Annotated in this window: 18 protein-coding genes; 15 read left to right on the top strand and 3 right to left on the bottom strand. The window is 30.6% G+C overall.

Annotated features, from left to right (window positions below):
* Nucleotides 1-454: 454 nt before the first annotated feature.
* Nucleotides 455-817 carry a BlaI/MecI/CopY family transcriptional regulator gene (locus N4A55_RS04670; RefSeq protein ID WP_293754342.1) on the top strand — a complete coding sequence of 121 codons (363 nt, stop codon included), beginning with the start codon at nucleotides 455-457 and terminating at the stop codon, nucleotides 815-817.
* Nucleotides 818-819: 2 nt separating this feature from the next.
* Nucleotides 820-3,456 (top strand): M56 family metallopeptidase, encoded by a 2,637-nt coding sequence (locus N4A55_RS04675; RefSeq protein ID WP_293754343.1) that lies wholly within the window; start codon nucleotides 820-822, stop codon nucleotides 3,454-3,456.
* A 44-nt stretch (nucleotides 3,457-3,500) separates the two neighbouring features.
* Here the strand turns inward: N4A55_RS04675 and N4A55_RS04680 are convergent, their stop codons facing one another.
* Nucleotides 3,501-3,731: a hypothetical protein gene (locus N4A55_RS04680; protein ID WP_293754344.1), complete on the bottom strand. Its 231-nt coding sequence runs from the start codon at nucleotides 3,729-3,731 to the stop codon at nucleotides 3,501-3,503.
* A gap of 193 nt (nucleotides 3,732-3,924) precedes the next feature.
* Here N4A55_RS04680 and dcm point away from each other — a divergent pair, with 193 nt between their 5' ends.
* The 9 genes from dcm to N4A55_RS04725 all read left to right on the top strand — a co-directional run bounded on the left by dcm (nucleotide 3,925) and on the right by N4A55_RS04725 (nucleotide 11,508).
* Nucleotides 3,925-5,238: a DNA (cytosine-5-)-methyltransferase gene (gene dcm, locus N4A55_RS04685; protein WP_293754345.1), complete on the top strand. Its 1,314-nt coding sequence runs from the start codon at nucleotides 3,925-3,927 to the stop codon at nucleotides 5,236-5,238.
* Between the two features lie 915 nt (nucleotides 5,239-6,153).
* A complete protein-coding gene (locus N4A55_RS04690) occupies nucleotides 6,154-6,513 on the top strand; it encodes a DUF6075 family protein (protein ID WP_293754346.1) in 360 nt (119 codons plus the stop codon).
* 100 nt (nucleotides 6,514-6,613) lie between these two features.
* Nucleotides 6,614-6,919, top strand: coding sequence for a hypothetical protein (locus tag N4A55_RS04695; protein WP_293754347.1), 306 nt, complete (start codon nucleotides 6,614-6,616; stop codon nucleotides 6,917-6,919).
* 38 nt (nucleotides 6,920-6,957) lie between these two features.
* Complete coding sequence (locus tag N4A55_RS04700) at nucleotides 6,958-7,650, top strand: hypothetical protein (protein WP_293754348.1); 693 nt, start codon at nucleotides 6,958-6,960, stop codon at nucleotides 7,648-7,650.
* Between the two features lie 563 nt (nucleotides 7,651-8,213).
* Nucleotides 8,214-8,630 (top strand): hypothetical protein, encoded by a 417-nt coding sequence (locus N4A55_RS04705; RefSeq protein ID WP_293754349.1) that lies wholly within the window; start codon nucleotides 8,214-8,216, stop codon nucleotides 8,628-8,630.
* Between the two features lie 37 nt (nucleotides 8,631-8,667).
* Nucleotides 8,668-8,991, top strand: a complete 324-nt coding sequence (locus N4A55_RS04710) for a hypothetical protein (protein WP_293754350.1) — start codon at nucleotides 8,668-8,670, stop codon at nucleotides 8,989-8,991.
* A gap of 276 nt (nucleotides 8,992-9,267) precedes the next feature.
* Entirely contained in the window at nucleotides 9,268-9,450 is a 183-nt protein-coding gene (locus N4A55_RS04715; RefSeq protein WP_293754351.1) for a hypothetical protein, read from the top strand.
* Between the two features lie 83 nt (nucleotides 9,451-9,533).
* Nucleotides 9,534-9,797, top strand: coding sequence for a recombinase family protein (locus tag N4A55_RS04720; protein WP_293754384.1), 264 nt, complete (start codon nucleotides 9,534-9,536; stop codon nucleotides 9,795-9,797).
* Nucleotides 9,798-9,840: 43 nt separating this feature from the next.
* Nucleotides 9,841-11,508 carry a recombinase family protein gene (locus N4A55_RS04725; RefSeq protein WP_293754352.1) on the top strand — a complete coding sequence of 556 codons (1,668 nt, stop codon included), beginning with the start codon at nucleotides 9,841-9,843 and terminating at the stop codon, nucleotides 11,506-11,508.
* A 7-nt stretch (nucleotides 11,509-11,515) separates the two neighbouring features.
* On the opposite strand, the gene N4A55_RS04730 is transcribed toward N4A55_RS04725, so the two are convergent.
* On the bottom strand, nucleotides 11,516-11,743 hold the full coding sequence (locus N4A55_RS04730; RefSeq protein ID WP_293754353.1) for an ABC transporter substrate-binding protein: 228 nt from the start codon (nucleotides 11,741-11,743) through the stop codon (nucleotides 11,516-11,518).
* 235 nt (nucleotides 11,744-11,978) lie between these two features.
* Here N4A55_RS04730 and N4A55_RS04735 point away from each other — a divergent pair, with 235 nt between their 5' ends.
* The 4 genes from N4A55_RS04735 to N4A55_RS04750 all read left to right on the top strand — a co-directional run bounded on the left by N4A55_RS04735 (nucleotide 11,979) and on the right by N4A55_RS04750 (nucleotide 14,224).
* A complete protein-coding gene (locus N4A55_RS04735; RefSeq protein WP_293754354.1) occupies nucleotides 11,979-12,539 on the top strand; it encodes a chromate transporter in 561 nt (186 codons plus the stop codon).
* Nucleotides 12,526-13,086, top strand: coding sequence for a chromate transporter (locus N4A55_RS04740; protein WP_293754355.1), 561 nt, complete (start codon nucleotides 12,526-12,528; stop codon nucleotides 13,084-13,086). The genes N4A55_RS04735 and N4A55_RS04740 overlap by 14 nt, the downstream gene beginning before the upstream one ends.
* A 21-nt stretch (nucleotides 13,087-13,107) precedes the next feature.
* The gene (locus tag N4A55_RS04745) at nucleotides 13,108-13,815 is read left to right on the top strand and encodes a phosphatase (RefSeq protein WP_293754356.1); all 708 of its coding nucleotides are present in this window, start codon (nucleotides 13,108-13,110) and stop codon (nucleotides 13,813-13,815) included.
* Between the two features lie 121 nt (nucleotides 13,816-13,936).
* The gene (locus N4A55_RS04750; protein WP_293754357.1) at nucleotides 13,937-14,224 is read left to right on the top strand and encodes a YerC/YecD family TrpR-related protein; all 288 of its coding nucleotides are present in this window, start codon (nucleotides 13,937-13,939) and stop codon (nucleotides 14,222-14,224) included.
* A 20-nt stretch (nucleotides 14,225-14,244) separates the two neighbouring features.
* On the opposite strand, the gene N4A55_RS04755 is transcribed toward N4A55_RS04750, so the two are convergent.
* Nucleotides 14,245-14,862 (bottom strand): DUF1836 domain-containing protein, encoded by a 618-nt coding sequence (locus N4A55_RS04755; RefSeq protein ID WP_293754358.1) that lies wholly within the window; start codon nucleotides 14,860-14,862, stop codon nucleotides 14,245-14,247.
* Nucleotides 14,863-15,051 lie beyond the last annotated feature (189 nt).

A 15,051-nucleotide genomic window follows, 5' to 3' on the forward strand; every position in this document is an offset into this window, starting at 1 on the left:
TATACTCTAAACGAGCAAATTAGATTGCAAATATTTACAGCACCTAGTTAAACTAAGCCCTACGCAACTTTAAAAGCTTTTAAAACGCTATCCAAAGGAACGTTGTTTTTGGCACATTGATAAATCCAAGAGATATTATTAACTTTAGTTTGGCAACGGGATTTACGTAATCCTTCACTAAACTGCATGATACTTCCAGTACCTATAGTACAAAATAAATGCACTAAGGATAGTTGAAGCCAAAGCCTCTTAATTCCTTTTATAGAACGTATTTAGTATTTATCAAATCCTATTTGATTCTTCTCTTGCTTAAAGAATACTTCACTTACTGGCAGCTTTTTGTATGATTTGATTAACAATTGAAGATTTATTAAAAAATCTTTATTGACATTTTAGTCTATAAGGCGTAGACTAAAACACAAGGTCGATAATATATAGACTAAGGAGGTTTAGCATGATAGATTATAAACTAACTGAAAGTGAAGAAAAGTTTGCAGATATCATTTGGAAGAATGAGCCTATTGGTTCTGGTGATCTCGTAAAGCTATGTGAGAAAGAAATGAATTGGAAAAAGTCCACAACATATACAGTGTTAAAAAAATTATGTGAAAAAGGTATTTTCCAAAATAAAAACGCTCTTGTTTCATCTCTAATTACAAAGAATGAATATTGTTCAAAACAAAGTATACGTTTTGTTGAGGATACTTTTGGAGGGTCATTGCCGAAATTTTTAACAGCTTTTATTGGAGCAAGAAAATTAAGTAAACACCAAGCTGAAAAGTTGAAAAGAATGATTGATGAGCACAAGGAGGTGTAGCAATGAGTGGATTATTTCTTAATATTTTAAATATAAGCCTTATGGCAAGCTATGTAATTCTTTTTGTGATACTTGTAAGACTATTACTCAAAAAAGCTCCAAAATTCATCTCATATATTTTATGGGGTGTGGTGGCCTTTCGCCTTATAATCCCATTCTCATTTGAGAGTATGTTTAGTCTTTTACCACGAAACACAAAAACTGTACCAATCCCCCATGATATCATCTATCAGCAAAGTCCACAGATTAATAGTGGGATAGAAGCAGTTGATTCATTTGTAAGTCAATCACTTCCCGTACCGACTGTTGGGGCTAGTGTAAATCCATTGCAGATTTATGTGGAAATAGGGGCATATGTTTGGATTTTAGGTATAATAGCATTGCTTGTTTATAGCTTTGTTTCTATTTTGAGCTTATATAAACAGCTTAAAAGCGCACAATTAATTGAGAAGAATATCTTTGAAGCTAACAATTTGAAAACACCTTTTGTACTTGGATTGGTACGTCCTAAGATATATTTGCCGGTTGGACTTAGTGCCACTGAAAAAAGCTATATTTTGCTACACGAACAGACCCATATTCATCGGAAAGATCATATTATTAAGATATTAGCCTTCTTAATATTGTCCATACACTGGTTTAATCCTCTTGTGTGGGTTTCGTTTATATTGATGAGTAAGGATATGGAGCTTTCTTGTGACGAAAGAGTATTAAAAGAAATGGATGAAGATATTAAAAAGCCTTATGCTATTTCATTATTGTCACTTGCTACCAGAAAGCATATTTTAAATGGGAGTCCACTTGCCTTTGGCGAGGGAAATGTAAAAGTGAGGATTAAAAACGTGTTAAATTATAGAAAACCAAAGTTTTGGGTGATTGCTGTTGCTTTAGTTGTAGCCATAGTAGTTGCGGTTGGTTTGTTTACCAACCCAATTACAGTTAAACAAGATAATAACAGTCTTACTTCGCAGCTTTTAAAAAATAAAACCGAGTATGTAGGCGATAACTCAAAGGTTGGAGGTATCATCTCTTTATTAACATTTTCTAAAAACATAGCTTATGATTCCTTTGAGCTTTTTACTGATAGTAAGCCTTTTTCAATAACTGTCAATCTAAAAACAGATACAGAAACCAGAAATTTATATAGTGGTGAAGCAAATCAGCAACAGTTTCAAGATAATGCTATGATTATGTTTGCTCTGATTGGAAACGTAGAATATATCAATTTCAACTTAGATGATGGGTTAACCCCATATTCTATGCAGTACACGCGAGAATGGGCGAATGATCAATATGGAAAAAATGTGCGTGATTTTGCCAAAAGCAAAGAAGAATTTAGCAAGCTGATTAATGGCAATCTGCTATTGGAAACAAATGAAGACATTAAAAAGTTTGTAGAAGACGATTTAGAAAATAATAATATAAACAAACCAAATAATGAAATTAAATTTGGCTTCTATGAATGTAAGCATGATGAAATCTATTATTGGATAAGGTTAGAAAGAGATTTCACATGTCAATGGGGGATTTTTAACATAAGTTATGTTCACGATGGAGAATATGATATTGTTAATGAAAAAGTGCTGCTACATGTAACAGAATTTGATCTTGTTTTGAAAATAAACGAAGATAATATCTTGGAAATCATTGAGGCTGAAAATGAAGATTGGATAGGAGATTTGTACATATGGCGTATAAATAGCCTTGAGCCAACTATACCCAAATGGTCGATTGATCAGAACATAGGCGCTGATATGGCTTTTCTTGACTTTGCTTCTGATGATATTGTGATTTTCCATGGTTATTTCGGACTATTTGTATATGATATTAAATCACAACAAATTATACGTAGCCTAGACTTAAAGCCTTTAAAGTGTAATTACACTCAAGGAGATTATTATTGTGATGTTTCTGTCAGCATGGATGGAAATATAGTGCAATTACACCCTATGAACAGTAAAAATATGTTCGTATATACCATATCAGATAATACATTATATGAAAAAACATATGAGCCAATGGATAAACCATTTAGCAGTCAGTTTGTTTCCATAGATGAAGTGATTAATTCAAAAAAGTTTGGCAATTATAGTTTTGAAGTTGTAAGATTCGACACAGGCGAGTATGGGTATCTACATACTTCAGATTGGACGCTTGGCTCACTCACCTATGTACGTGGCGATATGGTTTACACGCTGTTTACAGAAAAAGAATCAGACAAAAGCAATACTTTATCTGATAAAACAACTGACTGGGAACCTACAACATATGAAACTGTAAACAACTTTGATGGTGTTACAATGACTCTAAAGGAAGGTACAGATTCCTCTACTAGTTTGACATTAGTAATTAAGAATAACTCTAGTAGTCAGTGTACCTATGGTGAATACTTTTGGTTGGAAAAGAAAATTGATGGAAATTGGTATCAGGTTCCTGTTGTTATTGATGGTAATTACGGATTTAATGATATTGGATATGATTTGGCTTCTGGAGAGGAGAGGGAATGGCAAGTTGATTGGGACTGGCTTTACGGAAATCTGGATACTGGTGAATACCGTATAGTCAAAGATATACTGGATTTTAGAAGCACGGGGGATTATGATAAATACTATTTGACAGCGGGGTTTGCAGTTGATTAAATGACAAAATTAATACACTTTTTATCGCGTTTAAGATGCAATATTTACATAAAGCTAATGTAGTGGATATGTTCCCGCCTACCGATAGTACAAAATAAATGAACTAAGGATAGTAGAAGCCAAAGCCTCTTAATTCCTTTTATAGAACGTATTTGGTATTTATCAAATCCTATTTGATTCTTCTCTTGCTTAAAGAATACTTCAATAGGCCAACGATTAGTTTCATCAAAAAACTTGTTAATAAGATCATTATTTGCTAAGATAAAGTTCGACATCCAAAACATCCTTTTCAGTGTGATTTTGTATAGGAACTTTAACATACACTATAATGTTTTGGGTGTCTTTAATTATTTGTTAATATTGTAAGCTAATTTGCTCGTCTAGAGATATATAGAAATTTTTTGTACTATAATTTATCTTATGATACAATAATTAAAGCTAATATTGTACATAAGAAGGTGAACATAATTGTCTATACATATTGATAAAGAGTTAGTACGCAAGTATATGAAAGAAAAGGGGATATCCAGCCAGACAGAATTAGCAGCATTAATGAATATAACGAAGGGGCAACTGTCCGTTATACTATCTAAACAGTTTCAGCCTGTCAAGAAAAATGTTATGAAGCTCTGTGATACATTAGGCTTAGACTTTATTGATATACTTAATATCAATAAAGATTATAGCATATTTGACATGAAGGAATTAACTACCAAACCCGATAGGTATATAGATACATCTAAGGTTATAAAGAAGCGTAAATATACAACAGTTGAGGTTTTTGCAGGTGCTGGGGGACTTGCTCTTGGCCTTGAACAGGCTGGATTTCATACATTAGGACTTATAGAAAAAGATAAACATGCCTGTCAGACATTAAGGCTAAATAGACCAAATTGGAATGTTATTGAAGATGATATTGTGAATGTAACAAAAAGAGGTCTTATGAATTATTTTGATAATGATGATATATCTAATATTGATCTATTGGCTGGTGGTCCACCATGCCAATCATTTAGTACTGCTGGTAAAAGACGTGGGCTTGATGATACAAGAGGAAATATGTTCAAATATTATGTTAGAGCATTAGATGTGCTTAGACCACGTATGTGTTTATTTGAAAACGTTACGGGCTTAGTTCATAACAATAAAGGACGTGCATTAAGGACTATTATAAAAGCGTTAAGTAATGCAGGGTATACCCTTAAATACAAGGTGTTAAATAGCTGGGATTATGGAGTGGCACAACGAAGAGAGCGTATTATAATTGTGGGTATACGTGATGATTTATTAGAGCAATATAATGTGGAATATCGATTCCCAAAACCTTATAAATATAAGCCTGTATTAAGAGATATACTTAACAATGTGCCAGCATCAAAAGGAGCGAAATTTACTAAAGAAAAGAAAGAGATATTAGAATTAATCCCACCTGGTGGAAATTGGAGGGACTTGCCAGACGATATTGCAAGGAAATACTTAGGTAAAATGTATGATATGTCTGGTGGTAAAGCTGGTATAGGACGTAGGTTAAGTTGGGATGAACCTAGTTTAACAATAACATGTGCACCATCTATGATGAAAGCAGAACGTATTCATCCTACAGAGACACGTCCATTTACTGTAAGAGAATGTACACGTATACAAAGTTACCCAGATGAATGGGTATTCGCAGGGTTTATGACAGAGACATATAGACAAATAGGAAATGCTGTTTGTGTTTCATTAGCAAAAGCGATTGGACTTTCTATTATACATACTTTGAATGAAATTGAGGAGAAGTGATGTAACAATAGATTAAGGGGACTATGATTAATATATGTATTGAAATAACAAATAGTATTTTTTTAGGACTACAAATCATCAAATAGATTTGTGGTTCTTTTTGCAAACATAGCATATATTTCTTAGGGAACGAAGTAATAACAAATGAATTTAATGATTCAGTGCATGGTAATAAATGGTATGCGACTAAATAAAATGTAAAACGTAAAATTGGATTGGTTAGATTATGTTAGGTAGCAAAGTTCTGTTTATTGAGAAATGCAAAAGGATGGACATTATATGAAATTATCTATTGTTTATTGGGATATTGGATAAGGGTTGCAAGATATATGGGACTTTTTTATCAAAACATACCTTGAAGTTAGTAAGAGGGTCTTTTCATTACTATTTATTACAATGTTAATGATTTTCTAGAATAAGTTCTAACATAAAATAGCTCAATAACATGGAACTTATATATAAGGTCTTACATGTAACCTAAATAACTAAGGAGAATAAGGTAACTAGAGAGAAACTAAGTGTACATTGAACCTGTCAGTCACTAGCATTTCTATACATTAGCTGATACCTAAGCGTATTGTGATGCTAATGCTCATAGCTTACATAGGCAATGTATGGTAAGACTTTAGAAGATATATTTCAATATAGCAATTTAGATAGTGAAAGGGAGAGTTAACATTTTATAATAACAATTAAAGACCTACCTAGTAGCTAGATAAAATTGAATTAATGGTAGTTTCTATTATAAGCAATAAAGATACTATCTATAATGAGCTGTTGATAAAATCGTACTATATCTTTTTGGTGTCAAATGATTTGCCAAGAAAATCATTTGTAAAAAGCTACCTAGAATAATTAATACACATTGCAATTATATAATATGAACATATTTTATCAGAAAAAGGAGTTTATATTATGGAGCAATTATTCTTAAACGAAGAGCATATTACAAAATATAATATCTTAATCCAAAAAGGTGGTACCAATAAGAACGATAGTGAAAGGAATGCGTTATTTTTTATCCTATCAGGCAATATAGATTTATATCAAAAAGCAGATTATATCTATGATTTTGTGGAACGATGTATTGAACCTGAATGCCTAAATAATACAAATATTGATTTCTGTACATCATCAATAGCACTTATCAAATTAGCATATAATCTATATAATGGATATAAGACGGAAGAAACCATATTGTGTATTCTGAAATGCTTAGATAAAGATAACCTTAACCTATGCATAAATGGATTAAAGGTTAGATTTACATACTGAAAAAATGAGAAAACAGCACTAATCTCCTGTTTGTACGTTTTATTTATGGACGATATATGTTATCATATTTATAAAACTAAAACAAAGGAGAGTTCATTTCATGAAAAAGTGTATTTATTTAGTAACCAATATGGTTACATTATCTGTATTGCTAACAGTTACTATCTCTGCAAGTATGATACAACATCAACCAAAAGCAGAAGCATTAAAGGAACTTGGATTATTCAAAGGTAGTGACAAAGGCTTTGAATTAGAAAGAGCACCATCAAGAGTAGAAGCCATGGTAATGTTGGTTAGGCTTTTAGGAAAAGAAGAAGAAGCTAAAGAAAACAATTATGAACATCCATTTACTGATGTACCAGAATGGGCTAATGTACATATAGCTATTTATATAAAGAAGATTTAGTACAAGGGGTTGGAAATAATCTCATAGGGTCATCTGATATGATGAGTGCTAAATCATATGCAACGTTAATGTTGAGAGCATTAGGGTATAATGACAAAAATGGAGATTTTAATTGGTCTACAGCATTAGAGACAGCAAAAGAAAAAGAAATTTTATCAGAGAATGAGTATAATCTACTAAAAGATAAGCAGTTCTTACGTGATGATATGGTATCTCTATCTTATAACACATTGACGGTTAAAATCAAAGACAATAATGATAAAAGTTTGATTGATAAATTGATAGAGGAAGAAGTTGTACAAAAGGATATAGGGGTAGCCTTACATTTAGTCAAGGAAATAGCTGATTCAACGATAGAAGCATCTAAAGTGGAGAAAGATATTATAGAAGAGCAACCTAAGACAAATCTAGATAAAATAAGAGAGCATAATGAATTAGTAGATAATGAAATAACTGTTACTATAACAGAGGGAAGTGTCCACCCAAAATATGGGCAGGTCATGACAAGGAAAATTAAGGTGGATATGAGTAAATTACCTAATGCGTATGCCATCTTTTCAACAGAACAAGATAGCATAAACAAACTTAGTTGGGATAATATTACTGAAAAAGAAATACATTGGGTATTAAACAATGGAGTTCTTGAATCCAACATATCCCCACCAAATGGGAAAATTGTTTATGTAGTTTTTGACAGTGAATATAATATTATGGGTTACAGCATACAATAAGTTATGAAATCCACGGTGGGGCTAGGTTAGAACAATACCTAGCCCTTTTACTATGCAATATTATGTACGACTATTAAGTTTGAATATAGAAGTTAACATAATGCGTACTATATACAATGACTGATTATACAAAATATCTTCTATGGTTATTGAAAATGACATAGAGTCTGATTAAAAGGCTTCGGATGGGTATACTGAAATTGATTAGGAGCTGCTTTAGTTAATGTATATAGTGCAAAATAAGACTTTTTTCATATTATTTAATACTCTAATCAAAGGTATATTACAGTAATAAAAACACCAAAACAATGAATAGGTTTCTGGTTACACATTAAAATTATGAGGATTTATGTAAAACATCAACATTTGATAGACAAGTTCTAGGACAGGATAAAAAGTTCAACTGTTAATCGCTAATATGAATAATTCATGAAAGTGATAAAATTCGGGATTACGATTAGAAAAAATCATGAGAAAATAAGATTGAGTAAAAGAATCATGAATATATCTATGTTCTGTTGGTTTATAAAAGGGTAATAAGTAAACCAAAGGAGGATTTGAGCATGGATGTAACTCTTAATAATAATCAAATACATCAAATAATATCAACCATATTAGAAAGAGGGTTATATAGTATTGAAGAAGTATGTAGGAGAAGCAATATAACTCAAAATGCGTTATATACATATGTCCAAAAGAAGGGTATCCCTAACTTAGAAACAATGATAGCATTAAAGAAATATATTATTGAACAATATAGCATATCCAGAGATATTAAATGGATTTATCTTGAAACAATACAGAACAGAAGAATAGAAACCATTAATGGGTTCCAAAGGGAAATATATAGCCTATTAGCTGAGAAGAACAAAGAATACAGAATTATATTTAACAATAGCATATTTGTGACCAATAGATATATTCTTGGGATTGAAGAAACACCTATAGTGATTAATTTATTAGAAGTTTTAGGATTTTGATAATAATGACTATCTTATGATTTTTAAGATATACAGAATGAGACAGGTAAATGATGGTGGTGATAAGTATTATCTTCTAAAAGCAATAGTATCAGTGGATGATATACAAAATAAAATGTATGTAACTTTGGATGGTTCATATCTGTTTAAAAATGATTTGGCTTTGCTCGATATTATATATATGCTATTAGAGGATAAGTTAAATACATTAACAGATACTTTACATATCAGTAGAGTTAAAGCGTTGGTAGTTAGCATTATGCAGAATGAGTGTGAACCAATTATAGATAGATTATATAGAAGGTTCAAGATATCTAATGATTATGAAAATAACATGAAGGGTATACTTGAACCATTTTAAGTAAGATTTAAGCAGCCTATTAGAATGCAACCTAATAGGCTGCTTTTTATTGCAGAAAGAGCAAGTGGACATAAGAGTATAAAAGTGACCTGGGCGTTAGGAATCACTTAACTAATTCAATTCACAAGGTAATTAGTTTAGAAAAAACAAGTACAAAGTGAGGAGACTATAGTGATGATTCTAAAAGTGATTAAGCAAACAGGTCAATCAACAAAAATAAAAGAAATAGTACAAATTCCTTCAAGCATAAACTTTATTATGAAGGAGGGTATTTAAATGGCTAATCCAGCACTTCAACAACAAAATCATGAAGTCATAGAAATTGATGGATTCAAAATAGTGTGTTATTATAAGGGAAATGATGAAGAAAGAAATAAAGCAGAAGATAACGTACTCAATATTTTAGCAGGGATAAATATTGATGAGCAATATACAGACTTAGGAGGTAGTGGATGTTAGTAAATAAACTGGATGGATTAAGAGCCATTGCTTTATGTAGAATAAGTACAATCAAGCAAAATGATGGAGTATAAATACAAAAAATAGAAGATTATTGTATAAAAAATAATATTAAGTTAGTACATAGCTATATTGAAAAGAATATTTCGGCTTACAATACCGATTTAGATGATAGCAATGAATTAGTGACGATATTAGGTAGAGCTACTAATAGTAAAGATTTTGATATCATACTTATTCACAGCTTAGATAGGTTAATAAGAAGAGTAAAAGATAAGGGAATTATTGATAGGCTTAAGCAACAAGGAGTTAGAATTATTGAAGTAAATACTGATACAGAATTATAGAGTATATTAAATGTATATAGCAGAATAACTACTGGGGGTAATCATGAAGCAATTTAAGTATGCAAAAATGAGAGCGTATGCATTGTATAGAGTTAGTACAGAGCATCAAGACGAAGAATTACAAAGAAAGAGTGTCAGAGATTTTTGTAGCAGACATAAGATACAACTTATTCAAGAGTTTACAGAAAAAGATGTGTCTGGATATAAAACAAAGCTAGAGGATCGAGAAGAATTAGGGAAAATACTAGCTCGTGCTACAGAAAGTAGAGATTTTGATATATTGCTTGTGTTTAAGCACGATAGGATAATAAGGCGGTCAGAAGAATGGTTGATGATTGTCAAAATGTTATCTTCTCGTGGGATAAAGATTATAGAGACAGATACAGAAGAAGAAATAAATAATGATACACATGAAAGCACAATAATAAACTTTCTAAAAGGATGGTCTTCAGAAGGAGAGAGCGTTAAGATATCACAGAGGGTAAAAGCTTCTTTTGATATGAGGAATGCTATGGGGCAATTTTTAGGGGGGATTCCATTTGGGTATAAAGTAGTCGAAACAAATGAAACTAATCTTAAAGGGAAATACATAAGTGATTTAGTTATTGATAAGAGAGAAGCACATGTTATTAGATTTATCTTTGACTTATATATCAATCATAATATGGGAACTGTTAAAATTGCAAATGAATTAAACAACAATAAAAAATATGAGACAAGAGCTAGATTTAAGAAGGATAAAAAAGATATAAAAGCTAATCAATATATATGGCGTGCGACAACTATATCAAGGATATTAAGGAATCCAATATATATTGGTAGGAAAGTGTATAATGCATCTTATACTACACGAGAAAGCAGAGTATATAATACAAAAGCTTCATATAAGATGCAGCCATATAACAAAAAACTAAGAATAATTAGTGATGAAGAATTTGATACAGTACAAGAATTATTAGAAAAGAGAAAGCGATACAAAGGCAAGCAAGTTGGTGTACCAACAATTAGTGAAAATGCATTATGTAGCGGTATCATTTACTGTAAGTGTGGTGCAAAACTTAAAACAGGGTATTCTGTAAGTAAATATTTTCGCAAAAGGGATAATACAAATGTTGAAAAAAAAGTATATTACTATATCTGTCCTAACGGTAGGGTAAATAAGAAGCAACATCAAGAGATTACAAATAGAATATCTTATAGTGTAACAAAATATGATAAGATTATTGAAGCTTTGATATTACAACATATTATAAAGTTTGATGCTACAAAACTTACTGAGAAAATAATGAACAAAAAGAATAGAAATTTTGATATAATACGTGACAAAATCTCAGAGTTAACAACAACTCGTAAAAAGGTTGAAGCACAAATTCAAAATATGGAAAGACAATACGATGAACTTTTTACTGTAGATATATCACAGGATGATAGGTTAAAGAAAAAGCAAGATTATCAGCTAGAAAGAATTTTTAATAATAAAGACAGACTTGAAGTAATCATAAATAACATAGAAAAATTACAAGAGGAACTTGATAAATTACATAATCTTGAGAAGGAAAAAGAGAAAGTAATACGGTTTTATGATGGATTAGAAGGAAGATTTAATAAGGCATCATTGAATGAGAAGAGAGCTATTTTAGGTCAATTAATTGAAAAGATTATAATTATGGATGATAAAGAAAGGCTAATACATGTTAGCTTTAAATATTGATAAATTTTTATGGAGAAAAGTAAACAGCACCCCATCCTGTTGTTAGTTCAATATCTAGCCCTTCATCTTCAAAGAATCCTTTCTCAATGGCTACATATTGAGGAGCATAGAATATTGAATGTACAACTTCGTTTAATCTTACAGTTGTAAGATTACTTTTGTTATTACATCCACTAAGTATTGCAGATAATGCAACAGTTATAAGTACTACTAAGCTAACCAATTTTCTTCTCACTAATAAATCCTCCTTATTTTGTGATATAAACAACTGCTGGTTGGTTGCTACTTTGGTATTAAATATACTATGCAACTTAGATTGTACCTGTTACACTAATTACCTATAGTAATAACAACTTAAAATGATAATAGAATATTATAATTATTTTAGGGGATTTTCTCCTTTAAATATACCTTTTTATATGGTAAAATATGTTGAGTTTTAACGTACTAAACTTATAAGGTGATTAATGATGAAGAATTTTAAAGAGATTATTAAGTATTACTTAGTATTTTTCAAAATAGGATTATTTACTATTGGTGGAGGTTATGCAATGCTTCCTATAGTGGAAAAAGAGTTAGTAGAAAAATACAAATGGTCTACTGAAGAAGAAGTTCTTGATAGTTATGCATTAGCACAATCTATTCCAGGAGTAATAGCTGTAAATACATCTGCATTACTTGGTATAAAAGGAAAGGGATTCTGGGGTGCGGTGGCTGCATCTCTAGGGGTTATCTCTCCTTCTATTATCATAATAGTTATTATATCAATATTTTTTAACAGGTTAAGAGACATTACAGCAGTAGCAAATGCTTTTAAGGGAATAAGGATTGCAGTCTTAGCACTATTGATACTATCAGTCTACAAAATGGTTAGAAAATCTGTTAAAGATATTTGGGGAGTAATACTTCTTGTGGTAGCTTTTGTTTGTGTCTTAATTTTTAATATATCACCAATATATGTAATTGTAGGAGCCACAATAATTAGTATATTTATTTACGATAGAAAGGAAAAAGATGATGATCCTAGCTAGGTTATTCTATGAGTTTTTCAAAATTGGTATTTTTACTTATGGTGGTGGGTTAGCAATGCTACCTTTACTTCAAGAGAAAGCGACTACTTTTGGTTGGCTGACGAAAGAGCAGTTTACTGATATGATAGCTATTTCTCAATCAACACCTGGAGCTATTGCAATTAATATGGCTACTTTTGTAGGCTATGACCAAGCTGGCATTTTAGGATCACTTTTTTCATCTATAGGACTTATACTACCAGGATTCATTATAATAATTATTGTAGCAAAGTTTTTAAAACATTTTAATGAAAAACCTGTTGTGAATGCAATTTTTGTAGGACTTAGATCAACTGTTATAGGTATGATACTTACTGCTGTTATTAATGTAGCTATGGTTTCTATTATTAACTTTGATTTATACATGGAAACTAAAATAATTGGAAATTTATTAGATATGAAATCAATAATTCTATTTGCAGTTACTATGTTTGTAGTGATAAAATACAAGAAGCATCCTATTTATTATATTATTTCAGCAGGAATTATTGGGATTATTATATGGTAAAAAATGAAAGGATTTGATCTAATGGATTATATACTAGATGTTCACACTCATTCAATAGTGAGTGGACATGCATACAGCACCATACAAGAAATGATTGAACAGGCAGCTAAAAAAGGACTAGAGTTGGTAGCAATTACTGATCATGCACCTATTATGCCAGGTTCGCCACATATGTTTTATTTTAGTAATCTAGGAGTTTTACCAGAATATATTGACGGTGTTGAAGTATTAAAAGGTATAGAAGCTAATATAATCAATTATAATGGAGAAATTGATGTTAGCGAAGTAATACTTAAGCAATTGGATATAGTCATTGCAAGTCTACACCCACCATGTATTGATTTTGGGAACATAGAAGAGAACACAAATGCAATAATAGGAGCCATGAAGAATCCCTATGTTAATATAATCGGACATCCAGATGATGCAAGATATCCTCTTGATTACGATAAAATCGTGAAAGCAGCAAAAGAGTATAATGTCCTATTAGAAGTAAATAATACTTCCATGAATCCTTATGGATTTAGAAAAGGTGCTGAAAAGATAAAAATTATGCTTAAGAAATGCATGGAAGAAAATGTTTCTATAGTTATTAATAGCGATGCTCATGTGTCATTTGATGTTGGAAAATTCGATAGAGCAATTAAGCTTATAGAAGAAATTAATTTTCCGAAAGAGTTGATAGTTAATACTTCTAAGGAAAAATTAAAAAAATTTTTAAAAGGATAAATTATTGCTTTACTTTAATATTTTATCGTGGTAAAATTTGATTAAGGAGTTTGGGCATAATAGTAAATGGAAATAACCATTTGATTTTATTATTATACCTTAAGAAAGGGAAGGGATATAAATGAGCAAGAATATAAAATCGAATGAGTTGGATAGGCTTTTTGAGGCTATATTGAACTTAAAAAATCCTGAAGAGTGTTATTTGTTTTTTGAAGATATCTGTACAGTTAATGAACTACAGTCACTTGCTCAGAGACTACAAGTGGCTAAGATGTTGAGAGAGCAATATACATACTTAGAGATTGCAGAAAAAACCGGGGCATCTACTGCAACAATAAGTAGAGTAAACAGGTCATTGAATTATGGTAATGACGGTTATGATATGGTTTTTTCACGAATGAAAAGCTAACGTTAAAACGTTAGCTTATTTTATTTACCTTTTCCTTCTTTTGTATCAGAGCTTTGCTTAAAATATCTATCGATTAATTTTTCTGCCAACTGTTTCTGTGCTGTTGCTTGCAAAGTCAATAGATATATTATATTAAAGAGCTCTAACATATCCTTGTCTTTGCCTTCTATGTCAGAATCTTTAAATGTATTAACTGCTACTTCAATAGTATTTTCTATATGCTGATTAAATAGTTTAAACTCATCTTTTTGGACATTCAATAATTTATCATAAAATTCTTCCAAGGAAAAATCTGATTTTTTTTCTAACATATTTTTTATAGGTGATAAAAGTTTTTGAATATCAGTAATGGAAAGTACATGTTTAGAGTAATAAATGAATATTAGCATAATCATATGATCAGGCGAATATTTTTTCTTTATTGGTGGTGGCAGTATATGGTTTTTGCTATAGTTGTTAATCATTGTCTTAGTTAATATTTTATCTTCATCCCTACGCTTTAGGGAGCCTAGATTATCATCCATAAAAGTAGTTACTTGATCCATATACAGGCTTATATTAGGTATATCCTTTGAATAAACATGCTCCATGTTCTCTAGTTGGTTTAATAATTTTTTCATATACGTTAAATAATTCATTAATCTATCACCTCATTATATGATGAGTAGCACTTAAAATAGTAAACTAATCAATAATAAAAATGTCTATATATTGTTTTTTATGCATTATATTTATTATATAGTATATAAAACTACTTAGCAAGAAGTTTGTTAAATTAAGTGTATTATATTAAGACTGTAATTACTTTCAAATAGTCCTATTTTGAT

The organism is Vallitalea sp. (genome assembly GCF_025211055.1).
GTDB lineage: Bacteria > Bacillota > Clostridia > Lachnospirales > Vallitaleaceae > Vallitalea.

Excerpts from the sequence above, each read along its gene's own strand:
- N4A55_RS04670 (WP_293754342.1), top strand. The coding sequence starts at position 455 with ATGATAGATTATAAACTAACTGAAAGTGAAGAAAAGTTTGCAGATATC.
- N4A55_RS04675 (WP_293754343.1), top strand. The coding sequence starts at position 820 with ATGAGTGGATTATTTCTTAATATTTTAAATATAAGCCTTATGGCAAGC.
- N4A55_RS04680 (WP_293754344.1), bottom strand. The coding sequence starts at position 3,731 with ATGTCGAACTTTATCTTAGCAAATAATGATCTTATTAACAAGTTTTTT.
- N4A55_RS04690 (WP_293754346.1), top strand. The coding sequence starts at position 6,154 with ATGGAGCAATTATTCTTAAACGAAGAGCATATTACAAAATATAATATC.
- N4A55_RS04695 (WP_293754347.1), top strand. The coding sequence starts at position 6,614 with ATGAAAAAGTGTATTTATTTAGTAACCAATATGGTTACATTATCTGTA.
- N4A55_RS04700 (WP_293754348.1), top strand. The coding sequence starts at position 6,958 with ATGATGAGTGCTAAATCATATGCAACGTTAATGTTGAGAGCATTAGGG.
- N4A55_RS04705 (WP_293754349.1), top strand. The coding sequence starts at position 8,214 with ATGGATGTAACTCTTAATAATAATCAAATACATCAAATAATATCAACC.
- N4A55_RS04710 (WP_293754350.1), top strand. The coding sequence starts at position 8,668 with ATGAGACAGGTAAATGATGGTGGTGATAAGTATTATCTTCTAAAAGCA.
- N4A55_RS04715 (WP_293754351.1), top strand. The coding sequence starts at position 9,268 with ATGGCTAATCCAGCACTTCAACAACAAAATCATGAAGTCATAGAAATT.
- N4A55_RS04725 (WP_293754352.1), top strand. The coding sequence starts at position 9,841 with ATGAAGCAATTTAAGTATGCAAAAATGAGAGCGTATGCATTGTATAGA.
- N4A55_RS04735 (WP_293754354.1), top strand. The coding sequence starts at position 11,979 with ATGAAGAATTTTAAAGAGATTATTAAGTATTACTTAGTATTTTTCAAA.
- N4A55_RS04740 (WP_293754355.1), top strand. The coding sequence starts at position 12,526 with ATGATCCTAGCTAGGTTATTCTATGAGTTTTTCAAAATTGGTATTTTT.
- N4A55_RS04745 (WP_293754356.1), top strand. The coding sequence starts at position 13,108 with ATGGATTATATACTAGATGTTCACACTCATTCAATAGTGAGTGGACAT.
- N4A55_RS04750 (WP_293754357.1), top strand. The coding sequence starts at position 13,937 with ATGAGCAAGAATATAAAATCGAATGAGTTGGATAGGCTTTTTGAGGCT.
- N4A55_RS04755 (WP_293754358.1), bottom strand. The coding sequence starts at position 14,862 with ATGAATTATTTAACGTATATGAAAAAATTATTAAACCAACTAGAGAAC.